The sequence below is a fragment of the Pseudoalteromonas sp. NFXS53 genome, from assembly GCF_056629255.1.
Genome location: NZ_JBWVBR010000010.1, coordinates 110,760 through 133,062 on the forward strand (window position 1 = coordinate 110,760; position 22,303 = coordinate 133,062).

26 protein-coding genes are annotated in these 22,303 nt (G+C 41.7%); 18 read left to right on the top strand and 8 right to left on the bottom strand.

The genetic code is table 11. The features are described 5' to 3' along the window. Positions 1–69: 69 nt before the first annotated feature. Positions 70–1,026, top strand: a complete 957-nt coding sequence (locus AC1HJP_RS12395) for an aldose epimerase family protein (protein WP_480362096.1) — start codon at positions 70–72, stop codon at positions 1,024–1,026. A 59-nt stretch (positions 1,027–1,085) separates the two neighbouring features. On the opposite strand, the gene AC1HJP_RS12400 is transcribed toward AC1HJP_RS12395, so the two are convergent. Then, positions 1,086–1,637 carry a DUF1415 domain-containing protein gene (locus AC1HJP_RS12400; protein ID WP_480362097.1) on the bottom strand — a complete coding sequence of 184 codons (552 nt, stop codon included), beginning with the start codon at positions 1,635–1,637 and terminating at the stop codon, positions 1,086–1,088. A gap of 18 nt (positions 1,638–1,655) precedes the next feature. Then, positions 1,656–2,912, bottom strand: coding sequence for a lipid IV(A) 3-deoxy-D-manno-octulosonic acid transferase (gene waaA / locus AC1HJP_RS12405; RefSeq protein ID WP_480362098.1), 1,257 nt, complete (start codon positions 2,910–2,912; stop codon positions 1,656–1,658). A gap of 153 nt (positions 2,913–3,065) precedes the next feature. Between waaA and AC1HJP_RS12410 the strand changes: the two genes are divergently transcribed. From AC1HJP_RS12410 to hldE, 3 genes are read left to right on the top strand one after another with little or no spacing between them, the layout of a single operon-like run. Next, positions 3,066–4,517 carry a capsule assembly Wzi family protein gene (locus AC1HJP_RS12410; RefSeq protein ID WP_480362099.1) on the top strand — a complete coding sequence of 484 codons (1,452 nt, stop codon included), beginning with the start codon at positions 3,066–3,068 and terminating at the stop codon, positions 4,515–4,517. A 53-nt stretch (positions 4,518–4,570) separates the two neighbouring features. After that, the gene (locus AC1HJP_RS12415) at positions 4,571–5,173 is read left to right on the top strand and encodes a D-sedoheptulose-7-phosphate isomerase (protein ID WP_404391190.1); all 603 of its coding nucleotides are present in this window, start codon (positions 4,571–4,573) and stop codon (positions 5,171–5,173) included. Then, a complete protein-coding gene (gene hldE, locus AC1HJP_RS12420; RefSeq protein WP_480362100.1) occupies positions 5,173–6,615 on the top strand; it encodes a bifunctional D-glycero-beta-D-manno-heptose-7-phosphate kinase/D-glycero-beta-D-manno-heptose 1-phosphate adenylyltransferase HldE in 1,443 nt (480 codons plus the stop codon). Before AC1HJP_RS12415 ends, hldE begins: the two co-directional genes overlap by 1 nt. A gap of 70 nt (positions 6,616–6,685) precedes the next feature. On the opposite strand, the gene AC1HJP_RS12425 is transcribed toward hldE, so the two are convergent. Beyond that, the gene (locus AC1HJP_RS12425) at positions 6,686–7,408 is read right to left on the bottom strand and encodes a 3-deoxy-D-manno-octulosonic acid kinase (protein ID WP_480362101.1); all 723 of its coding nucleotides are present in this window, start codon (positions 7,406–7,408) and stop codon (positions 6,686–6,688) included. Between the two features lie 145 nt (positions 7,409–7,553). On the opposite strand from AC1HJP_RS12425, the gene AC1HJP_RS12430 reads away from it, so the two are divergent. The 6 genes from AC1HJP_RS12430 to glpG all read left to right on the top strand — a co-directional run bounded on the left by AC1HJP_RS12430 (position 7,554) and on the right by glpG (position 12,875). Continuing rightward, positions 7,554–8,606: a glycosyltransferase family 9 protein gene (locus AC1HJP_RS12430; protein ID WP_480362102.1), complete on the top strand. Its 1,053-nt coding sequence runs from the start codon at positions 7,554–7,556 to the stop codon at positions 8,604–8,606. Between the two features lie 40 nt (positions 8,607–8,646). Further along, positions 8,647–9,201 carry a D-glycero-beta-D-manno-heptose 1,7-bisphosphate 7-phosphatase gene (gene gmhB, locus AC1HJP_RS12435; RefSeq protein WP_480362103.1) on the top strand — a complete coding sequence of 185 codons (555 nt, stop codon included), beginning with the start codon at positions 8,647–8,649 and terminating at the stop codon, positions 9,199–9,201. Positions 9,202–9,364: 163 nt separating this feature from the next. After that, entirely contained in the window at positions 9,365–10,561 is a 1,197-nt protein-coding gene (locus tag AC1HJP_RS12440) for a glycine C-acetyltransferase (RefSeq protein ID WP_480362104.1), read from the top strand. 90 nt (positions 10,562–10,651) lie between these two features. Further along, the gene (tdh, locus tag AC1HJP_RS12445) at positions 10,652–11,677 is read left to right on the top strand and encodes an L-threonine 3-dehydrogenase (RefSeq protein ID WP_058028994.1); all 1,026 of its coding nucleotides are present in this window, start codon (positions 10,652–10,654) and stop codon (positions 11,675–11,677) included. Positions 11,678–11,739: 62 nt separating this feature from the next. Further along, a complete protein-coding gene (gene glpE, locus AC1HJP_RS12450) occupies positions 11,740–12,057 on the top strand; it encodes a thiosulfate sulfurtransferase GlpE (protein ID WP_480362105.1) in 318 nt (105 codons plus the stop codon). Further along, positions 12,054–12,875 (top strand): rhomboid family intramembrane serine protease GlpG, encoded by an 822-nt coding sequence (gene glpG, locus AC1HJP_RS12455; RefSeq protein WP_480362106.1) that lies wholly within the window; start codon positions 12,054–12,056, stop codon positions 12,873–12,875. Before glpE ends, glpG begins: the two co-directional genes overlap by 4 nt. On the opposite strand, the gene AC1HJP_RS12460 is transcribed toward glpG, so the two are convergent. Next, on the bottom strand, positions 12,872–13,261 hold the full coding sequence (locus tag AC1HJP_RS12460) for a flagellar basal body-associated protein FliL (RefSeq protein WP_405127328.1): 390 nt from the start codon (positions 13,259–13,261) through the stop codon (positions 12,872–12,874). The two genes, glpG and AC1HJP_RS12460, sit on opposite strands and share 4 nt — an antisense overlap. Before the next feature lie 240 nt (positions 13,262–13,501). On the opposite strand from AC1HJP_RS12460, the gene AC1HJP_RS12465 reads away from it, so the two are divergent. Both AC1HJP_RS12465 and ubiA read left to right on the top strand, forming a co-directional pair. Next, positions 13,502–14,026, top strand: coding sequence for a chorismate--pyruvate lyase family protein (locus tag AC1HJP_RS12465; RefSeq protein WP_421963736.1), 525 nt, complete (start codon positions 13,502–13,504; stop codon positions 14,024–14,026). After that, positions 14,016–14,885 carry a 4-hydroxybenzoate octaprenyltransferase gene (ubiA, locus tag AC1HJP_RS12470; protein ID WP_480362107.1) on the top strand — a complete coding sequence of 290 codons (870 nt, stop codon included), beginning with the start codon at positions 14,016–14,018 and terminating at the stop codon, positions 14,883–14,885. The genes AC1HJP_RS12465 and ubiA overlap by 11 nt, the downstream gene beginning before the upstream one ends. A 60-nt stretch (positions 14,886–14,945) precedes the next feature. Here ubiA and AC1HJP_RS12475 read toward each other — a convergent pair whose 3' ends face one another. The 3 genes from AC1HJP_RS12475 to AC1HJP_RS12485 all read right to left on the bottom strand — a co-directional run bounded on the left by AC1HJP_RS12475 (position 14,946) and on the right by AC1HJP_RS12485 (position 17,931). Continuing rightward, entirely contained in the window at positions 14,946–15,839 is an 894-nt protein-coding gene (locus AC1HJP_RS12475; RefSeq protein WP_480362108.1) for a LysR family transcriptional regulator, read from the bottom strand. Positions 15,840–15,948: 109 nt separating this feature from the next. Next, on the bottom strand, positions 15,949–17,478 hold the full coding sequence (locus AC1HJP_RS12480; RefSeq protein WP_480362109.1) for a DUF3369 domain-containing protein: 1,530 nt from the start codon (positions 17,476–17,478) through the stop codon (positions 15,949–15,951). Positions 17,479–17,535: 57 nt separating this feature from the next. Then, positions 17,536–17,931 (bottom strand): DUF2721 domain-containing protein, encoded by a 396-nt coding sequence (locus AC1HJP_RS12485; protein ID WP_138484149.1) that lies wholly within the window; start codon positions 17,929–17,931, stop codon positions 17,536–17,538. A gap of 37 nt (positions 17,932–17,968) precedes the next feature. On the opposite strand from AC1HJP_RS12485, the gene AC1HJP_RS12490 reads away from it, so the two are divergent. Genes AC1HJP_RS12490 through tsaD form a run of 3 tightly spaced genes read left to right on the top strand, consistent with a single transcriptional unit; the run spans position 17,969 to position 19,917 of the window. After that, positions 17,969–18,292, top strand: coding sequence for a putative signal transducing protein (locus AC1HJP_RS12490; protein WP_480362110.1), 324 nt, complete (start codon positions 17,969–17,971; stop codon positions 18,290–18,292). Further along, positions 18,285–18,875 carry a YjaG family protein gene (locus AC1HJP_RS12495; RefSeq protein ID WP_480362111.1) on the top strand — a complete coding sequence of 197 codons (591 nt, stop codon included), beginning with the start codon at positions 18,285–18,287 and terminating at the stop codon, positions 18,873–18,875. Before AC1HJP_RS12490 ends, AC1HJP_RS12495 begins: the two co-directional genes overlap by 8 nt. Before the next feature lie 28 nt (positions 18,876–18,903). Beyond that, positions 18,904–19,917 carry a tRNA (adenosine(37)-N6)-threonylcarbamoyltransferase complex transferase subunit TsaD gene (gene tsaD / locus AC1HJP_RS12500; protein WP_480362134.1) on the top strand — a complete coding sequence of 338 codons (1,014 nt, stop codon included), beginning with the start codon at positions 18,904–18,906 and terminating at the stop codon, positions 19,915–19,917. Between the two features lie 9 nt (positions 19,918–19,926). Here tsaD and plsY read toward each other — a convergent pair whose 3' ends face one another. Then, positions 19,927–20,514 (bottom strand): glycerol-3-phosphate 1-O-acyltransferase PlsY, encoded by a 588-nt coding sequence (plsY, locus tag AC1HJP_RS12505; protein ID WP_480362112.1) that lies wholly within the window; start codon positions 20,512–20,514, stop codon positions 19,927–19,929. A gap of 112 nt (positions 20,515–20,626) precedes the next feature. Here plsY and folB point away from each other — a divergent pair, with 112 nt between their 5' ends. Genes folB through AC1HJP_RS12520 form a run of 3 tightly spaced genes read left to right on the top strand, consistent with a single transcriptional unit; the run spans position 20,627 to position 22,274 of the window. Continuing rightward, a complete protein-coding gene (gene folB / locus AC1HJP_RS12510) occupies positions 20,627–20,983 on the top strand; it encodes a dihydroneopterin aldolase (protein WP_480362113.1) in 357 nt (118 codons plus the stop codon). A 1-nt stretch (position 20,984) separates the two neighbouring features. Then, positions 20,985–21,464 carry a 2-amino-4-hydroxy-6-hydroxymethyldihydropteridine diphosphokinase gene (gene folK / locus AC1HJP_RS12515; RefSeq protein WP_480362114.1) on the top strand — a complete coding sequence of 160 codons (480 nt, stop codon included), beginning with the start codon at positions 20,985–20,987 and terminating at the stop codon, positions 21,462–21,464. Between the two features lie 3 nt (positions 21,465–21,467). Next, positions 21,468–22,274, top strand: a complete 807-nt coding sequence (locus AC1HJP_RS12520) for an undecaprenyl-diphosphate phosphatase (protein WP_349287414.1) — start codon at positions 21,468–21,470, stop codon at positions 22,272–22,274. Positions 22,275–22,303: the final 29 nt, after the last annotated feature.

Genomic DNA, 22,303 nt, shown 5'->3' on the forward strand with positions numbered 1-22,303 from the left:
TCTTTTATAAGCAGCAGGTTCTTCACTTTTCAGTGAATTTCCTGCTGTTCTCTTTATATACATTAACTCATGAAACAAACTTTAATTACCCTTAAAAACAACAATGGCATGCAGGTTGTGGTATCTGACTTTGGTGCGCGCTTGTGTTCTATTAGCTTTCCCACTTTTAATGGGCCCCAAGAAATGCTCATGCGCTATCAAGATGAAACTCAGTTTTTTGATGACCCATTTTATGTCGGTGCTATTTGCGGGCGAGTTGCAAACCGGATTGGTCGAGGCCGTTTTAGTTATGATGGGCAAACCTATCAATATTCTCAAAATGAGGGTGAGCATTGTTTGCATGGCGGAGAGCAGAGCATTGATAAGCGGTTTTGGCACATCGCTGAACAGTCGCCATCATCAGTGACGCTGACACTTACATCACCGGATGGCGATAATGGCTTTGCTGGCAATGTGAATATTCAAGTCACTTATAGCCTTTCTGAAGACAACAAACTCACAATTGATATTTGTGCAAATACCGATAAAACCACGCCGCTTAATTTTACTAATCATGCCTACTTTAACTTAGCAGAGCGTTCTGTTTCAGCACTTGAGCTGTGTATTGATGCTGAGTCAGTGCTTGAAAAAGATGCTGACAATATTCCAACCGGAAAACTACTTAAAGTTGATGAGAGCGAATCAACGGCATTAAGGTTTGATTTTCGCGAGCCTAAATCGTTGCAGCAGACTAGAGACCTAGATCATTACTATGTGTTTCACAAAGCGCCTCTAGGTATGAGATTAGTGGCACAACTGGTATCAAAAAATAATGGCGTGCGACTGAGTGTTTTTAGCGACCAAAATGGCCTGCAATGCTATACGGGGGGATTTCTATCAGCCCCGTTTGCGCCCTACTCAGGCGTGTGTTTAGAGCTACATAATTACCCTGATGCATTAAATCATGAGCAGTTTGATAGCATTCTAGTTCAGCCTGAACAGCAATATAAAAATACTATGGTATTGAGTTTTACTGAGCTTGATTGACTTTTATGCCTTTGTTAAAAGCCAATCAAAAGTAATATTTTGAAGCTGATATCTACAGTTTAAGATTTATGGCAGTTAGTCAAAAGTTGCTGCCAGAATGCTTCACCTTTGCGTCGAGCAAGACGAATATTGTTTTCAGGGATGCTTTCTGGGTCGTCGTAATTTGCCAGTGCTTCGGCCATGCTTTCCTCACGAATAAGGTGCAGTGTTGGGTAAGGCGCACGATTGGTGTAATTGGCAGCATCGCCCGGTTCGCTGTCGGCAAACTCATAGTCTGGGTGGAAGTGAGCGATTTGATATTTACCTTCATAGCCTTGTGCAGCTAGAAGTGCGTTAGCAAGGTCGACTAAGTCTAAGTAACTATCAAAATCTTTAAACCCTTCAGCAAAAATAAGCAGGGTAGTTTCTACTTCTGGATGCGCGTCTAAATGTGCCAGTTGTTCAAGCATGGTCATCACCGCGTCTTCGTGTTTTTCGTCTTCTGAGACAATATAGGCGATGGTATTTGCTTCGACTTCTTTGCGAGCAAACGGACAAAAGTTGAATTTTACAATGACGCTTTTAACCCAATTTTGCATGGCTTGGGTAATTAAGGTGTGTTCAGTTGTCATAAAATATTGCTCGATAAATTAAGAAAGATGTGTGCTGATTAAGTTAACGGTTTTGGCTATCGCGCCCTGATTTTTTTGCAAGCAGGCAAGGGCATTTGCACCGAGTTCTGCACAATCACTAGGGCTGCTGAAAAGTCTATTTATATGCTCCGCTAATTCGTTACTAGAATGTACGGTAATACAGCCTTGGTGTGCCGCTAAATCAGGGTAAATATGGGCAAAATTATAGACATGAGGGCCTGTTAATGTGCCTACTGAAAATGCCGCTGCTTCTAATGGGTTGTGACCACCGCGTTCGATTAAGCTGCCGCCAATGTAGGCAATGTTTGCGCTACCAAACAAGTACTTTAGTTCACCTAAAGTATCAGCCAATAAAACTTGGCTGTTCGGGTTAAATTCACCTGAGCGCTTAGAAAACAACAAGTTTGATTCTTTGAGGAGTTCTGAAACTTTGGCAAATTGCTCAGGGTGTCGAGGTGCAATAATCAGTAGCGCATTAGGATGGGTTTCAAGCACTTGTTGGTGGGCCGCGAGAACTTGTTCATGTTCACCAGGGTGGGTCGAACCGGCAACCCAAATTTTGCTGCGATTGAAACACTTTTTGAATTCAGCGACAGTCGTTTTGGCTGCTTCATCGATATTAATATCGAATTTAATTGAGCCAGTTACTGTGACTTTTTCTTTGTTAAGCCCTAGCTGTAAGAAGCGTTTAGCATCTTCTTCGTTGTGACTCGCTAATGTAGTAATGTGGTTCATGATGTCATTGGCAAGGGGGAGTACTTTTTGATAACCCTGTAGTGACTTTTCTGACAGGCGAGCATTAACAACATTGACAGCAATATTTTTCGCATGAGCTGCGGCAAATAAATTTGGCCAAAGCTCAGTTTCAAGCACAACAAGCTGTATTGGAGTTAATGTTTTTATAAAGCGTTTACTGGCACCCCAAAAGTCGATAGGCAAATAGCACAGCGGTGTATCGGGCAGGCTATTTTTTATTTGCGAACGGCCTGTAGGGGTATTGCAGGTAACGATAATCGCTTGAGTAGGGTTTTCAGCTTTGAACGCTTTTATGAGCGGAGCTGCTGCCAAGACTTCACCGACAGAAGCACAATGAAACACAACTGCTTTCTTAGGCAATTTTTTTAAACCAAACGCAAATCGCTCAGTAAAAAATTCACGGTAGCCCGCATTTCTCTTGCCTCGAATTATATAAAGGTAAAACACAATGAGAGGGCTGAATGCGTATAAAAACAACGAATATAAAAAGCGCGCCATAACCAACCGTTATTATTGAATTAAGTAAATAACTGGCATTTTAACCCGCTCAATCGCTTATGAAAACGAATTAACAAATTTAAACAGTTTAGGGTCGTGCTCCTGTTTATTGAATTTGTTACTATGGCAAGTTCATTAGAGAAGAATTGAATTATGAAGTTAAAGCTATTTTCAACCTTATTTGCTGCGGCTTTGGGTATCGCAGGTCAAGCGATGGCTGCGCCGACCGCGTATTTACCATTAGGTAAACATCCAGTACTAGAGCATCAAATCGACAGAATGTTTGCCATCTCAACAGGCACGCCAATGGCGAAGCCGTATCGCATTTATGATGTGCAAATTGCCCTTAGACAAATTAAACAATCAAATCCAGACCTGCATGCGCAGATTCTATCAGGTATTCAGCCTTATATGAGCCGAGATGCAGTCACGCGCATGGGCGTAAAGCTTAGAGCGGATTCTGGCGCTGAAGTTAAACTGGCTAACGATCGCAGTAACAGCTCAAGCGAGTATGCCGAAGTGTCTTTTGATGGTATTTGGCGCGGTGGTGAACATAGTTTAATGCAACTAGGTGCCGAGTATCGTGTTGAGCAAGGTAAGTTGGTAGCTTATAACAGCTTCTATGCGTTAGGCGGTGATAACTTACAGCTGAATTTAGGTTATAAAGAGCATTGGTTCTCGCCATTTAAAACATTTGGCCAAGTATACTCGAATAACGCTCAAGCGCCCTTATCTGTATCATTGGGTTTAAACGCGCCATTACAGAATTGGTGGAACTTTGATTTTGAGCTTTTTTATTCAAAATTAGAGCATGTTGAAAAGGGCATCTTGTATCAAGGTACTTTGCATAGTGGTACGCCAAAACTTGCCGGTACGCATTTATCGATTGAGCCAATTGATGGCTGGAAAATTGGCGTGAACCGCATGATGCAGTTCGGCGGTGGGCCTAGAAAAGTATCGATGAAAGATGTGTTTAAGGCGTATTTTGACCCAGCGGGGAATGATAATTCAGCATTGGCTGGCGGGCCGGATAATGAATTGGGTGATCAATGGGCGACAATTACAAGCTCGTTTAGTACAAATTGGATCTTTCCTGTTGAGTGGTACATTGAAACTGGTGGCGAGGATACAAGAGAGCACAAAAACTACCAGTTCGGTAATGTTGTAAACAGTTTTGGCGTTTTTCTACCACAATTAACAGAGCGCATGACGTTACGATACGAACATACCAACATGCATAGTGAGTGGTATGTAAATTGGATTTATCCGAAACAGGGGAATTCTATCAAAGGCTCTGTTGTAGGCCACTTTGCTGCTGATAGAAGAAATTTTGGAGACAGTGTACCAAGTAAAATTGACACTCTACAGGCCTCTTATTTGAGTAATGATGATGCACTTTGGACAGTTCAATTTATGAAAATTGAAAATCGAAGTGGTTACATCAATAACCATGGCTTTCAGAATGACCAGTATTATTCATCAAAAGAGCTGAAACTTGGTTATAACCAAGCCTATGATGACAAACGCTTAGAAACCACACTAACCTTAGGTAAAGACGTATTTGGTGAAAACTATACTTGGTTAGCGGTCAATGTATACTGGTAGACCAGCAGTAAGAAAATGAATTAATGACAACAGCGGGAAAAGTAGGAACGCACATGTCGCAAGATATTAAAAAAGACAACATGCTTGAAAACAGTTTTTTAGCAAGCCTTGAGCGCCACAGAGCGCTGTTTGCAACAGTAGATAAATACCAAAGTGAAGCGATGCAGCTTTTAGTCGCTTGTCAAAAAGCGCTAAAGTCTGGTGGTAAAGTAATTTGGTGTGGTAATGGCGGTAGCGCGGCTGATGCACAGCATTTAGCGGCTGAATTTGTTGTGCGTTATAAATTAGAGCGTGGCCCTTTAGCGTCAATTGCATTAACAACAGATACCTCTATTTTAACCGCGCACTCAAACGACTATCACTTCGACACGGTTTTTGAACGTCAGATCCAAGCTTTATGTAAACCTGAAGATGTGGTGATTGGTTTAACGACGTCTGGCACGAGTCCAAACATTAATTTAGCACTTCAAGCTGCAAATGAGATTGGCGCATACACGGTAGCACTAACAGGCCGTGAAGGTGGTTTAGTAAAAGATATTGCTAACCTACCAATTATCATTGCCAATGATGAAACGGCGCGCATTCAAGAAGCACATATGTTTATCGGTCACTGGTTATGTGAAGCCATTGATTTAGCGATTGAGAAAGGCGAATAATGGATTTAAGTTATTTTCAAAAGCTATCACAAGCTAAAATTCTGGTCGTTGGTGATGTGATGCTCGACAGATACTGGCATGGTGACACTGGCCGTATTTCACCAGAAGCACCAGTGCCCGTTGTTAAAGTGAGCAAGCTTGAAGATAAGGCCGGTGGTGCGGCCAACGTTGCCAAGAACATCGCGTACTTAGATGGCCAAGTAAGTTTACTGGGTATTATTGGTAATGATGACAACGGCAGCTCATTGCAAACATTACTAAAAAACGAGAAAATCAACTCTCAGCTTATTACCCAAGATGATGCGCCAACTATCGCTAAAATGCGTGTGATTAGCCGTCATCAGCAAGTTGTGCGTCTCGATTTAGAAGAGACCTTCCTTGAGTCACATTCTGAGCTATTGTTGCAAAAACTAACTGAGATTGTTGATGACTTCGATGTGGTGCTTTTCTCAGACTATAACAAGGGATCATTGGCGAAAATCAGCGAGATGATCCAAGTAGCAAAAGTGGCTGGCAAAACCGTTTTAGTAGACCCTAAATCTAAACAACTTGCCGATTATCGTGGTGCAGATTTTATTACTCCGAATCTTAATGAATACACAGCTGCGGGTGGCATTAAAGGAGATGAGCAAGTACTTGCTGATTGTGCGCGTAAGATCATTGCCGATTGTGGCATTGGCGCCATGTTACTGACTCGCTCTGAGCAGGGCATGTCTTTGATCACACCTAGTGAAAAACATGATTTTGCGGCGCAAGTATTAGAAGTCTCTGATGTAACCGGTGCAGGCGATACGGTAATAGCAACGCTTGCTGTGATGCTTGGTACAGGCATGCCAGCCAAACAAGCAGTTGAAATTGCCAATATTGCGGCTGGGTTAGTGGTTGCGAAATTGGGTGCTGCAACAGTATCACCAGAAGAGCTATCAGCAAAACTGACTCAATACTTACGTGAAACCGGTGAGCAATATCAAGCACCGACGCAAGAAATCTTGCATCATATTGAGCTTGCTCGTCAGCGCGGCGAGAAAATTGTCTTCACGAACGGCTGTTTTGATATTTTACATGCTGGCCACGTACGTTATTTAGCGCAGGCTAAAGCGCGAGGTGACAAGCTGGTTGTCGGTTTAAATAACGATGCTTCAATCAGTCGTCTGAAAGGCCCTGAGCGCCCTATTAATCCATTAGATGAACGTGCGACTGTAATTGGTGCACTCGCGTCAGTTGATTGGGTGATCCCATTCGGTGCGGTAGAAGAAAACGACACACCTGCAAAACTTATCGAGCAAGTAAAGCCTGATGTATTAGTCAAAGGCGGTGATTACAAAGTTGAAGAAATCGCTGGTGCTGATTTTGTCCTAGCAAATGGCGGCACTGTTGAAGTACTAGAATTTGTGAATGGTTGCTCAACCTCAAATGTGATTAAGAAAATTCAAAGTAATTAATCTACGAACAGTTTTTATTAAAAACCCAAGCTTTTGCTTGGGTTTTTCTTTTTTGATTCAGGAAATTTTACTAGATAGTTAGAAATGAACGATATAACGCATAAAACTCATCCCACTCGCTTTCTTGCCAATAAAACTCCGTATTTCGGTTTAATTCTTTTATAAAAGAACGTTTTAGACGCGTCATATTATTTTCAACCGTTTGTTGAGAGGGCTTGCGGATTTCGCCTCTATCAAAGTCGATTAGAAAAACCTTGCCATGCTCGTCAAACAAGATGTTATTGATATTTAAGTCAGCGTGAAACACGCCCTTGTTATGAAAGCGTGCTAAGGTTTCTGCGGTTGCTTGCCACTCACTCTCAGTCAGAGGAGCTTGTTTTAGTTTGTCGAGCACACTTTGCGCGCCAGTAACGGCTTCTGTGATCAGATCGCCACGGTAAATAAGCCCGCTGCGCTGCACTTTTGCAGCAATCGGTTTTGATACAGGCAAGCCTAATTCTTCTAATTGTGTCAGAAGTTGAAACTCTTGATAGGTACGGGTGTTTTCTAATCGGCCAAATAGATATTGATCTGATAAAACCTTACCCACTAAGCCGCCACGCCAATAATGGCGTAACACACCGATTTGCTCACCTAAGTTTAAAAAGTAAGTTTTAGCGCGGCCTTTTTTTTCACCCACGACTTTGTTTTGCTGTTGCCAGTAGCTAGGCTCGAACCAGTTTTCTTCAACGGGTAAAGGGACGTTATCGGGCAATAGAATATGTGTATTGGCAGAGGGATGAATGACGCGCATAGAGTTCTAAATCAGTTTTTTGCTAAGTATATACCTAAACGGCTTTAGGATTCGAGATGTGAGGGTGTTTGCTTTAACAAGTTGGGCTAGATAATAAATTACGTTAAACTGCTGCCAACTATTTTTACAAGCATAAGAGACTGTTGTGGTTTTATCTTCAACTCCTAAAGATATTTGTATTTTACGTTTGTCGGCGATTGGTGATGTGTGTCATGCCGTGTCGGCCGTACAGGCTATTCAGCGTCATTACCCTGAGGCGAAAATCACTTGGGTGGTGGGCAAAATCGAAGCCATGTTATTACAAGATATGCCAGGAATTGAGTTTGTTATTTTCGATAAAAAACAAGGTAAAGCGGCATTTAAACAGTTAAAAGAAACCTTTAAAGGGCGTCAGTTTGATGTGCTACTGCACATGCAAGTGGCGCTTCGCGCAAACCTTGCGGCTCGTTGCATTCCTGCCAAAGTCAAAGTGGGCTTTGATTGGCACCGTGCCAAAGAAGGGCACTTCTTATTTACTAATAAGCGTATTGCTGCTGAAAAATCAGCGCACGTACTCGAAGGTTTTAGGGGGTTTGCTAAAGCCATTGGTGTGCCGCATTACGAGCCAACCTGGCAAATGCCAGTAAGTGATGACGATAAGCAAGTGGCCGCTGAGTTACTATCTGGGCTTGAAAATGTCTTCGTTATCTCCCCCGCTGCAAGTAAAGCTGAGCGTAATTGGTTGCCAGAGCGTTATGCTGAAATTGCCAAATATGCAAAACAAAAAGGCTTTAATGTGGTGATCACTGGTGGCCCTACAGATATGGAGCGCCAACTGGCAGCAGACATTATCTCTTACTTAGATTTTGAAGTATTAAACCTGGTTGGTAAAACCACTTTGAAACAACTTGTATGTGTTTTAGAGCAAGCTAAATTGGTCATTGCACCAGATACTGGTCCTGCGCATATGGCGGTTACCATGGGCACGCCTGTGATTGGTTTATATGCTCATTCAAATCCTGCACGCACAGGCCCTTATCTTTATCAGGACTATGTGGTTGAGGTATATCATAAAAACCTTCTAGCGCAGTTTAAGAAAAGTGCCGAACAATTACCTTGGGGGACGCGTGTTAAAGGCAAAACCTTGATGTCGCAAATTAGCGTGGCAGATGTACAAGCTATGTTCGACCGAGTTTGCAAAGAGCAAAACCTCATTTAACAGCCTTTTATTCTTAAAACTAAACGAATTAATAATCATCATGACAACGAAACAAAAAGCCGTTTTTCTCGATAGAGATGGGGTGATCAATCACGATCACGCCTATGTGCATAAAATTGAAGATTTTGAATTTATCGATGGGGTATTCGACGCTTGTCGTGATTTTATCGCTAAAGGCTATATTTTAATTGTAGTGACCAATCAATCGGGCATTGGCCGTGGTTACTATGATGAAGCGCAATTTAATCGGCTGACCGAGTGGATGAAAGCACAATTTGCGCAGCAGCAATGCCCAATAACTGCGGTGTATTTTTGTCCACATCACCCTAAAAAGGCGTTACCTGAATATTTGCAAGACTGTGATTGTCGTAAGCCAAACCCGGGTATGTTGCAGCAAGGTATTGATGCATTTGACATTGATGTGTCGCAAAGTGTGATGATCGGCGATAAAGTATCAGATGTGCAAGCAGCTCGTGCTGCGGGTATTAAAACGGCTATTTTAGTCAACTCAGGACAAGCTTTTTCAGAGCAAGATGCAGCAGAAGCAGATCAAGTCTGTGTTTCTATTAAAGAAACGGTTGCATTTATCTCATAAACATTTACATTCGCCTCAATTTTTGAACAATGGCTCCGTGCATTTATAGTGCGTAGCCCTTACAATACGCCTGTTTAAAATTATTGCGATTTCAAAGCGCAATGAACAGACAACAAAAACTGTGTGAAAACAGGCACACCGTGCAATTTATTGGAGACTCTACATGAGAGCATCGGCATTTTATAGTCAACTACAAGAGCAGCTAGAGCAGGTAAAAGCAGAAGGCTTATACAAAAGCGAGCGTATTATCACGTCTTCTCAGCAGGCTGAAATTGCAGTAGCAAGTGGTGACTCAGTAATTAACTTCTGTGCAAACAACTACCTAGGTTTAGCGAATCACCCAAGCTTAATTGCAGCCGCTAAGTCAGGCTTAGATGCCCATGGCTTTGGTGTAGCGTCAGTACGTTTCATTTGTGGTACACAAGACATCCATAAAACACTAGAAGCAAAAGTCAGTGAGTTCTTACAAACTGAAGATACTATTCTTTACTCTTCTTGTTTTGACGCAAATGCGGGTTTATTCGAAACAATTTTAGGCCCAGAAGATGCGATTATCTCTGACTCATTAAACCACGCGTCAATCATTGATGGCGTGCGCTTATGTAAAGCGAAGCGTTTCCGCTACGCAAACAACGACATGGCTGCACTTGAAGAGCAACTCATTGCCGCAACTGAAGCGGGCGCGAAAACAAAACTAATCGCGACTGATGGCGTGTTCTCAATGGATGGCGTTATTTGTAACTTGGAAGCTGTATGTGATTTAGCTGATAAGTACGATGCACTTGTGATGGTTGATGACTCTCACGCTGTTGGCTTCGTGGGTGAAAACGGCCGTGGTACACACGAATACTGCAACGTGATTGACCGTGTTGATATCATCACAGGTACTTTAGGTAAAGCACTAGGTGGTGCGTCAGGTGGTTACACGTCTGGTAAGAAAGAAGTGATTGATTGGCTACGTCAGCGCTCACGTCCTTATTTATTCTCAAACTCTTTAGCGCCTTCAATCGTAACAGCATCAATTGCTGTACTTGATATGCTAAAAGACGGTAAAGCACTACGTGATCAGCTTTGGGAAAATGCGGCTTACTTCCGTGAAAACATGGAAGCTGCTGGCTTCACTTGTGCAGGTAAAGATCACGCAATTATTCCTGTAATGTTAGGTGATGCGAAAGTAGCAGCGGCTATGGCTGATAAATTACTAGCTGAAGGTATTTATGTAACAGGCTTCTCATTCCCTGTTGTACCAAAAGGCCAAGCACGTATTCGTACGCAAATTTCAGCGGCGCATACAAGAGCGCAGCTAGATAAAGCAATTGATGCCTTTACCCGTATTGGTAAAGAGCTAGGTATCATCTAAATTTATTAAATAGCAATACGCTTATTAATACTGAAATTCGCCAAATCATAAGTATGATCTGGCGAATTGTTTTTTGCTTGGGACGTAACAATGAAAGCATTATCGAAATTAAAAGCTGAACCTGGGATTTGGATGACAGATGCACCAAAACCAGAGGTTGGGCACAATGACTTATTAATCAAAATTCGTAAAACCGCGATTTGTGGCACAGACGTTCATATCTATAAGTGGGATGAGTGGGCGCAAAACACCATCCCCACGCCTATGGTTGTGGGTCATGAATATGTCGGTGAAGTGGTTGGCATGGGCCAAGAAGTTCGTGGCTTCGAGCTTGGCGACCGTGTATCTGGTGAAGGCCACATTACTTGTGGTCATTGTCGTAACTGCCGTGCAGGCCGCGTTCATTTATGTCGTAACACCATTGGTGTGGGTGTAAACCGCGAAGGCTCATTTGCTGAGTATCTAGTTATTCCAGCTTATAACGCATTTAAGATCCCAGATAATATTTCTGACGAATTAGCTTCAATTTTTGACCCATTTGGTAATGCAGTACACACAGCTCTGTCATTCGACCTAGTCGGTGAAGATGTATTGATCACAGGTGCAGGCCCAATTGGGATTATGGCTGCGGCTGTAGCGAAGCACGTCGGTGCACGCCACGTGGTGATCACTGATGTGAACGAATACCGTCTAGAGCTTGCTCGTAAGATGGGTGCGACACGTGCCGTTAACGTGGCAGAAGAAAAGCTTGAAGATGTGATGGCTGAGCTTGGTATGACTGAAGGCTTTGACATTGGTCTTGAAATGTCAGGCGTACCAGTGGCGTTTAACTCAATGTTAAACAACATGAACCACGGTGGTAAGATTGCCATGTTAGGTATTCCACCATCGGATATGGCGGTTGATTGGAACCAAGTTATTTTCAAAGGTTTAGTGATCAAAGGTATTTATGGTCGTGAAATGTTTGAAACTTGGTACAAGATGGCAAGCCTTATCCAATCAGGTTTAAATCTTGATCCTATCATCACGCACCAGTTCCATATTGATGAGTTCCAAACGGGTTTCGATACCATGATCTCTGGTCAATCAGGTAAAGTGATCTTAAACTGGGACTAATAAAGTTCCATTTGTGTTAAAGGCGGCAAATGTCGCCTTTTTGTTTTTTTGAGAAGTAATTTATGCCGTTTAAACATATTTCAGTTGCACAAACTAAAGCGCTTATGCAGCGCGATGATGTCGTTATTGCCGATATTCGTGATCCAAATGCCTTCGCAGCTGGCCACATGCCTGGCGCCATTCATTTATCAAATGCAAACATCGGCCAATTTATGGTTGAGAAAGACTATGAGCAGCCAATCGTTGTGGTTTGTTACCATGGGGTGAGTTCGCAAGGTGCTGCTAATTATCTTATCGAGCAAGGCTTTGAAGACGTGTATAGCATGGACGGCGGGTTTACGCAGTGGGCGCTTGAGCAACCAGAATCTGTGAGCCAATGATTTTATTAGGTCAACACTCAGAGCCTAGAGCCTTGCAAGGCGCAGCTGACTATTTTAAAAGTCAGGGTATCAAGGTTAAGTTGACCTATTTAGACAACCGCACTGCACAAGTGTGGGTGTCTGAACAAGATGCTGAGCTTGCAGCGCTGCTGTGGCAAGAATTCCTAACCAACCCCTATCATGAACGTTATTTAGCGGCTTCATGGCAAACAGGTGATACCCAAGTAAAATTTAACTACATGGGCAAAGATTTAAACCTTGCGAAGCGATTTGTCGGGTTGCATTGGTTTTTAAAACTCACATTCATTGTTTGTATTTCGGTTTTTGCCAGCTTCTTCTTGGTACAAAATCCACAATCATGGCTAGATAAATTACTGTTTAATCCCAGTGAGCCAGTATCATGGTTGACGCCTGCCATCATTCATTTTGGCGCATTACACCTTATTTTTAATTTGAGTTGGTGGCTGTATTTAGGGAATAAAATAATCAAGCAAGCCGGGAGTTCGAGCTTATTTTTGCTGTTTTTTATTTCTGCATTAGTGAGCAATTGGGCGCAGTATTTATTAGTCGATAATCGCTTTGGTGGATTAAGTGGGGTGGTGTATGCGTTACTTGGGTTTGCATGGATCTACAGCACAAAATTGCCCGAAGAAAAGCAGTTAATTACTAAGCCAATCGTCGGCTTTATGCTGGTGTGGATGGTGTTAGGCTTTGCTGATGTGTTGTTTATTAGTATGGCGAACTGGGCGCATTTATTTGGCTTATTGAGTGGAATGGCAATTGCTGCATTACAACTGCCCAAATCAAAAAGAGGTTAGTGGTAAAGGTATTTAGTAAATAATACTTCGCGAATAATCTCTTCACCGGTTTCATCTTTAAGTAGTTTCTTTAATTTCTCAGCACAGCGCTGACGTATCTCTTCTCGACCCGTTAATGACTTTATAGTTTCTTCAGGCTCTTTACTTAAGATTTGCACTATTGCATCACGAAGCAGTGGCGTATGGTGTTCTACAATAGCAATATTCTTCACATCATTGAGCATTAAATCTACGGTGACGCGAATATAACCGAGCTTTTTATTAGATTGGCCAATGTAGTTGGTGATGATATCAGGTTCAAAACCAAAGTAACCCACATTTGCTTCTGCTCGAACTGATGTACTACTAAATGTCAGTAGTAATAATGCAAATAGGCTTGAGAGCATTTTCATAGTGGGTGAAGTTCCTGTTATATAACTGTCTTTGAAAGCGATTGTAACTGTATTTTAAAAAAAATTATACTCTGTTGAGTGTGTTACAAGTATAGAAAGTGACTAAAAATTTGCCGATTATTTTAGCCAAGGGTTACGCTTTTTCCACCAAGTAATAAAAAGCAAAGACTGAACTTTGTTGGCGAACTGAGCAATGTTATGATGTCTCGGTTGTAATCTGGGTTAGATATTATTTTGTTAAAGCATCCTCTTTCTATCGATTTTTCATGGCAAAGTTCACTCTCTGAACTTTCTGTACCTGCTGCTTTAAAGCCTGTGTTAAGTGATACAGGCTCTCTCACTGCACGTTTAAAGCAAAAAAGTGCTGATTTCAAAGTGGTTGTTTTGAACGAACAGCCAATTTCAGCAAAATTATGGGGAGATACAGTCCATGATTATATTTGTCGTGAGGTTTTATTATATTGCGATGAGGTTGTTCAAGTTTATGCTCAGAGCTGGATCTCCATTCCTGCCTGTGAAAAAGGTGTAGAACAGCTAGGAGAAACCCCGTTAGGCGAGGTATTGTTTCAAAATGAGCGCTGGCAGCGTTCCGAATTAGAGATGGCTGAAGTAGAGTCTCGTGAAGAGCTAGCTCAACTGTTGAATAGGAACGAAATTACCCGTATGCCAATTTTTGCCAGAAGACGTATCTTTTCACAATCAGAGGCCCATGTGATGGTGTGTGAAGTATTTTTACCTGAGGTATTAGATGCAGCTTGAAGCCCTAAAATGGCAAAATTTTAATGCCTATAAGCAATTAATGCGCACTGACAAACCAATTGGCACCTTATTGTTGTTGTGGCCTACTTACTGGGCTTTATGGTTAGCAAATGATGGGCTGCCGAGTTGGGATCTTTTACTGGTGTTCTCACTGGGTGTGTTTGTGATGCGCAGCGCTGGGTGCGTCATTAATGACTTTGCTGATAGAAAGATTGATGGCTCGGTAAAGCGTACAGCTAACCGTCCGCTAGCTACCGGAAAAGTTTTAGCGGGAGAAGCGTTAAGTCTGTTTGCATTATTGATCGTTGTTGCGTTTTCTTTGGTATTGGCGCTGAATTGGCAAACTATCGCGTTGTCGTTTGGAGCACTTGCACTGGCTGCTTGCTATCCGTTTATGAAACGTTATACACATTTACCTCAGGTGGTGCTGGGTGCCGCTTTTAGCTGGGCGATCCCAATGGCATTTATGGCCTCGCAACAACAAGTCCCCGCGATTGCATGGTGGTTGTTTGCAGCTAATCTAATTTGGACTGTGGCGTATGACACTATGTATGCCATGGTCGATAGAGACGATGACTTAAAGCTAGGAGTGAAGTCGACAGCTGTGTTATTTGGTCAGTTTGACAGGCATATCATTGCGGTACTGAACATCGTATTTTTAGTAATAATGACCTTAATCTATCAAGCTATTGAAGCAACGCTTTGGGCTTATCTGGGTTTAGCATTTGCTGCTTGTTTGCTCGTTTATCAACAAAAACTGATCCACGGCAGAAATAGAGAGAGCTGCTTTAGAGCGTTTTTAAATAATCACTATGTGGGGTTGTTGATATTTCTGGGTTTGGCACTTTCTTTTTGGTAGAACAAGACTCTAGACATAAAAAACCTGCTCAGTGCAGGTTTTTTTATGTCTAAGTAATGTTTAAACATTAATAGTTTGTCTTTGTTCAAACTTCTCAATCAAACTAACTAGTTCTTTAATGTTAGCGTCTTCACTGAGAGTGTGGTTTGTTCTAACCAAAACTTGCTCGGTCGGTAGATCTTTATTAGTTTTGATCAAAACAACCTCAGGATCTTGAGCAACTAGCTTAGAATGTTCAATACCAGCAATGGCAAATAAATCGCTATTTTTTATATTGCTAAGCACTTCATTGATGTTGCCAACTCGCATCGACGTCACTTTATTAAAGCTATCAGCTGTTTCGTTGACCATGTGCTGTACTTGTCTTGACTGAGAAAGGCAGCCAAACATAGGGTAATTCATTAGGTCTTGTCTAGTGACTGAGTCTTTTTGAAGCAGGGGGTGGTTTCTCGCAACAAACATGATTAGTTGATCAGGAATATAGATATCTGAGCTTGCTAATTCAGAGGAGTGCATACATACACTGATATCGATTTCTCCAAGCTGAAGCTTGTTCGTTAGCTCGGTTTCGTCAAGCATTTGCATTTCAACTTTAACGCTTGGGTGGTGTGCTAAAAATTGCCCGCAAACAACAGGCACAACACTGCTCATTTGTTGTGTATAGCCAATAACCAGTTTATCTTGATCATTGCCAAATAAACTCTGTTTTATGTTCTTTTTGGCATTTTCAAGCTCGTTTAGAGTTGCTTTACAGTACGTGAGGAAAAGCTCACCTTGTTCAGTAAGACGAACAGAGCGTGTAGAGCGCTTAACTAACTCACAACCAATCTCATCTTCAAGAGTTTGGATGCTACGGGTGAGGGCTGAAGTACTAATATTCGTCTGTTCAGCGGCTTGGCGAAAATGTCTTAAATTGCCTAGAGCAACAAATTGCTCAAGTTGTTCAAATCTCATTTGAAATTCCTTTTAATTTCAACGGTTCTTTTAGAACTGTGTATTTACCCAATAGTAATACAAAATGCAATAAGGGTGAAATACTTTTTTACATTAAAATTACAAACAGCTAGTCTGGGTAGCTATCTCTAATAAAAATAAACTCATCTAGGTTATTTATAAATAAATCAACGAGTTTGGGGTCAAAATGTTTACCTTTTTCCGATTGTATCAGTGAAATAACTTTTTCTAAAGGCCAAGCTGGTTTATAGCATCGATCGCTGCCTAAAGCATCAAATACATCAGCCAGTGCGGTAATTCGACCGACAATGTCTATTTGCTCACCTTCTAAGCCTTGTGGGTAACCACTACCATCCCATTTTTCATGATGATGGTAGGCGATTATTGCACCGCATTTGAGAATTTCATTACTTGAATTATGGAGGATCTCGTACCCTACTTTTGCATGTGTCTGCATAATCTCCCATTCATTGTCATCGAGTTTGCCGGGTTTATTTAAAATACTGTCGGGAATACTTATTTTTCCGATGTCATGTAAAGGTGATGCGAGCTTGATGATTTCAGATTGGTATTCATTTAAGCCATATAGCTTGGCAAGTAGTTGGCTGTAATTGGCAACGCGTTTGACGTGTGAACCTGTTTCTTTAGAGCGTTTCTCTACCGCTTCACCAAGAATATAAGACAGCTCTTTTTGAGATTCTCTGACTGTTTCTCGTAATCTAATATTGTCATAGGCCATCGCAATATTATTGGCAAAAAAAGCCAGTAATTGCCTATCAGTCTGTTGTAATGCTGAATCTTTGCTGACATACAGCATGGTCTCGCTGCCTTCTTGTGATGGGAAATAACCAATATATTCAAACTCAGTTTGATGCGAGTGCTTTTTGTTATGGGTTTCCATAAACAGCTGTTTCACATTGTGTGGGATCGCTTCTGTATTTGGTTCAACCCCTTCGCCCGATGCAGCGAGTAGCCTGAAATGTTCAGCGTGTGCATCTTGGCTGTTTACAGCCGCGGCGCAGTAGATATCACTTGAAGAGATCCCCATTACGTCTGAAACATGGGAAAGAATTGTTGAGGCAAACTCTCGAACACTATTACATCTTAAAAATGATCCTGAAGCATCAATAATGCGCTCAAGTCCAGCTTTATGCTTACCGATTGTTTGAATGTCACGGTGGGAACGAAGTGCAGAGTACAGCAGAGTCTTTAGTTTAACCGCGGTTAGCTCGGTCTTGTTTTTATAATCATTGATATCGTAATCACGGATCACTGCTTCTTCAGGTGCTTCACCTGGCTGACCAGTTCTTAATATCAGGCGGATATCATGATTGCCGATATCTTGGCGGATGTATTTTATCAGGTCTAAGCCTGCATGATTGCTTTCCATAACAACGTCAATCAAACCAACGGATATATTTTCTTGTTGGTTTAATAAATCCATCGCTTCTTTTGCAGAATAGGCGTGATGAAACCTGAGTGCTTTATCTTCAAATTCAAAGCCTGAAAGCACTAATTTTGTTACTTGATGAATATCTTCTTCATCATCAACAACAAGTATGTCCCAATAATCTTCATTATTACTGGTTGATTCGTGTTCTTGATTTAAATTTTCGTCTGAAAATAGGAAATTATTCACACTTCACCCTAGCCACACTCACTCAGAGTGAGTATAGACAGGAAAAGTCGAGCTTGCTTAATCAGTGGGCTTTTTTTCTATATTTTGCAATTCTATTTCAATGGCATCACAAGAGATATGTATCTCGTAGAGTGAAATAATCAAAGATAAAGTCAAACAACACAAACTCACACCAAATAAGATAATGCCGGGTAACTGTTGTTCGATAAAAAGACTAAACATAGAGAGCGTACAGAGTAAAAAAGAAAAAACGCCCCAGACCTGCATGGCACGAATTAACTTTATGCGCTTTTTTAAATTGTCGATTTGTGCCAAAACGACAGGTCGATTTGTCTTTCCTTCTCTTGCATTGAGCTCTCTAATTAATTGCGCTAGCACTAAAAACCGATTGGTATAAGCTAATAGTAATAACGAGATGGCAGGAAATAACAGTGCAGGTGTTGTAAGTGTCATTGCATTCTTAATGTTTTAGGTCTTTTCAAAGTTTATTATGACAGATAATTCTTGGCAGTGGTGTGAAGTTTTTACCTCAGATAATGTGATTGAAGCCCATTTGGTAAAAGGGTTCTTAGAGCAAGCAAATATAGATGTATTACTTAAAGGGGAGGCTTTACAAGGGGCACTTGGAGAAATTCCGCTAGATCAGGCAAAAGTTTCTGTATGGGTTTACAAGATAAAATTGCGCCAAGCGCAGGAATTATTGGTAAACTACCAACAACAAGAAAAAGACACTGAATGGCAATGTCCGCAGTGTGACGAATTTAATGGGCCAGCATTTCAAGCATGCTGGCAATGTGGAAAAGATTATGAGTAAAGCGAATAACTTTCAGCGAATTAGAGAGTTAAATTATTTACAAAAGGCAGTGCTGGCTGCAGCAGTGTTAGAACGTATGCTACCTAACTACGAATTGTTCAGCGAGGCCACAGAATTTGGCGACGCCAGTACGTTACGCAGTGCGTTAAATGTGTGTTGGGAAAAAATCCTATTACCAAAAAGCAAGATCAGCTTAGAGAAACAAGTTGAGAAAATCGAACCAAATGTGCCAGAACTAAACGATTATCCGATGTTCGGGACTTACCCAGCCATTGATGCCGCAACCGCTTTACTTGGCTTAATTCATGGTCTTATGGTCAAAGATGAGCATGAGTTTGTGAGCGTTGCGAAAATTTCGCAAGCAACAGTTGCGCGTTATGTCGAGCTATTGATTGAAAGCGAAGGACTAGAGCCTGAAAACAAACTGGTTCGTGAACACCCTTACATGCAGTATGAAATTGACGTGTTAAGTGAGTTAATTGAATTCGTAGAGAATATGGGCCGTATCAGCAGTGACAGTGTGAAAGCGCTTAAACAACAGGCTGTTGCTGATGGGCAAACTAATATCGGCATTGCAATTTAGCGTAAAGATTAAAACTGGAGAATTATTGATGCGCATTTTAGGCATTGAATCATCTTGTGACGAGACGGGAATTGCAATTTACGATGATGAGCAAGGCTTACTTGCTCATAAGCTTTACAGCCAAGTAAAAGTGCATGCTGACTATGGCGGTGTTGTACCAGAGCTTGCTTCTCGTGACCATGTCCGCAAAACCATTCCACTGATAGATGAAGCTTTTAAAGAGGCAGATTGTGGCCCAGAAGACATTGATGGTGTTGCTTATACTGCAGGTCCAGGCTTGGTTGGCGCTTTGTTAGTCGGTACTTCAATTGGTCGCTCTTTAGCATTTGCATGGGATAAGCCTGCTGTAGCGGTGCATCATATGGAAGGGCATTTATTAGCGCCGATGCTTGAAGACGAGCAACCAGAATTCCCTTTTGTTGCGCTACTAGTTTCTGGTGGCCATACCATGATGGTGAAAGTGGCAGGCATTGGTCAATATGAAGTGCTAGGTGAGTCAGTTGATGATGCTGCAGGTGAGGCATTTGATAAGACAGCTAAATTATTAGGGTTAGACTATCCAGGCGGCCCGTTACTGGCAAAAATGGCCGAGCAGGGGACGCCTGGGCGTTTTACTTTTCCGCGACCTATGACAGATAAACCAGGTTTGGATTTTAGTTTTAGTGGCTTAAAAACAGCTGCAGCTAACACCATTCGTAAAGAAGGTGATGATGAACAGACTAAAGCTGATATTGCTCATGCATTCCAAACTGCTGTAATCGATACACTCGCGATTAAGTGCAAACGCGCTCTGAAAGAAACGGGTATTAAACGTTTAGTCATTGCAGGTGGTGTGAGTGCAAACACTGAACTGCGCCAAAAGCTTGAGCGTATGATGCAAGGCATGAAAGGACAAGTATTTTATCCTCGTACTGAGTTTTGTACTGATAATGGCGCTATGATTGCTTTTGCAGGTATGCAGAGATTAAAAGCCAAGCAATATGCAACACTAGATATGAAAACGCAGCCACGTTGGCCGATTGAAAGTTTACCACCGTTGTAGACTTTATAACTAAGTCTTTTTTTTACCTATTTTTGGCTCCTTCCCTTGAAGGAGCCTTTTTATATTGGCGCGATGACGAAAGATAATCAGCACAGTTAAAAAACTCACAGGCACAGTATAAAGTGGTTTAATCAACCAAGTATAAAGCGGAGCCAAAGCAACAGTAACAATCGCGCCTAGCGATGAATATCGAGTTAGCCAAACTACAATGGCCCAGGTTGCAATCAATAGCCCACCTAAACTTAACCCTATTGGTAATAAAGCGCCAAACGCCGTCGCAACGGCTTTTCCTCCATTAAAATGAAAGAACACCGGGTAGATATGACCAAGACAAGCTGCGACAGCAATTGCGCCCAACCAATTTGGCTCTACACCTAAAAAGTATGCGCCCCAAACCGGTATTGTGCCTTTCAATATGTCGAAGGCGAGAACTAAAGCGGCGGGAAGTTTTCCACCTAAGCGAAGCACATTGGTTGCGCCTGGATTATTTGAGCCAGAAAAGCGAGGGTCGGGTAACTTGAATAACTGACACACGAGCACTGCAGACGATACAGAGCCAATTAAATAGGCACATATGCAGATTAACGTAATTAACACAGGTTTCCTTATTTTGTCTTCAGCGTATTTCGGCTATCATTTCCCGATTCGAATGTAACTATATAAGTTACTAATCTATTTGTCACAGACAAAATACCAAAGTGGGGCGTGAATGGATAAGGTCTATATTTCTCAGCTACATGTTGAAACCATTATTGGCGTGTACGATTTTGAGAAAGAAAGTAAACAAAGTTTGTACTTTGATGTGGAGATGCTAACTGATATTCGAGCTGCAGCGCAGAGTGATGACATTAACTTAGCAGTCGATTATGCAAAAGTTAGCGAAGATATAATTACGCATACCACAGCCAAACCAGTTGAATTACTTGAAACCTTAGTTGAGCAACTCGCAGCATTGATTTTAGAGAAGTACAACGTCACACAAGTGACGATTAAGGTGAGCAAGCCTGCAGCAGTGCCAGCTGCGCTGACTGTCGGCGTTGAGATCACTCGAGTTAAAGACATCTAGTATGGCGCAGATTTTTATTAGCTTAGGCTCTAACGTAGACAGAGAAAAACATCTACGTGCGGGCTTAAATGCCTTGATTTCGCAATTTCCTGAGTATCAGCATTCTAGTGTCTTTGAAAGTGAAGCCGTTGGTTTTAATGGCAATAACTTTTTTAATTCAGTCTTTGCAGCACAAACAGATATGTCGCTTGAGCAGGTGTGCGCTTTACTCAAACAGATCGAAAGAGACAATGGTCGAACAAAGTCAGATAAAAAGTTTAGCCCACGCACGCTCGATCTCGACCTACTGTTTTATGATGATGTAATTTGCGACTCACCTGCACAATTGCCTCGTGATGAAATAACCAAGAATGCCTTTGTGCTGCAGCCGCTTGCTGAGTTAGCCGCAGATTTTTATCATCCTGTTGCAGAGCAAACGATAGGTGAACTTTGGCAAAATTATAACAACTTAAACCAAAAGCTATGGAAAGTGGAGTTCTAACCCATGAGCATTATTGAAATTATTGTGTTGGCCCTAGTACAAGGCCTGACAGAGTTTTTACCTATTTCGAGTTCAGCACACTTAATCCTGCCGTCACAAGTATTGGGCTGGCAAGATCAAGGCACTGCATTTGATGTCGCTGTTCACGTTGGTACATTGTTAGCGGTGATTATCTATTTTAGAAAAGAAGTCGTAGATATTTTAAGTGCGTGGTTTAACTCATTTGGTGCACAAGGCAAAAAAACGGATGACAGCCAGCTTGGCTGGTGGATTATTTTGGCAACTTTACCGTCATTGATTATTGGTTACTTATTAAAAGACTTTGTTGAAGTATATTCTCGTAATGCGTGGATCATAGCCACAACGACCATCGTATTTGGTTTATTACTTTGGTATGCCGATGCAAAAGCGAAGCAAATCAAAACCATTTATCAAATTAACTGGGTAATGGCGCTTTTGATTGGTTTGTCGCAAGTGGTTGCTATGTTATTCCCGGGCACATCGCGCTCAGGTATAACAATGACAACGGGTCTATTACTTGGCTTGAATAAGCAAAGTGCAGCACGTTTCTCTTTCTTGATGTCTATTCCCGTTATTGCTGCAGCGGGTTCATACTATATCTATAAGCTATCGACAGGCGATGAACTGATTGATTGGAACGCGATTATTTTAGGTGCAGTGTTATCGTTTATTGCGGCTTACGCGTGTATTTACTTTTTCTTAAAAGTGATTGAGAAAATGGGCATGTTCCCGTTTGTCGTTTACCGTTTGCTTTTAGGTCTAGGGCTATTTGCTTTCTTAATGTGGTAAACGTTATTTAAGTTTTTTAGCATGACTAT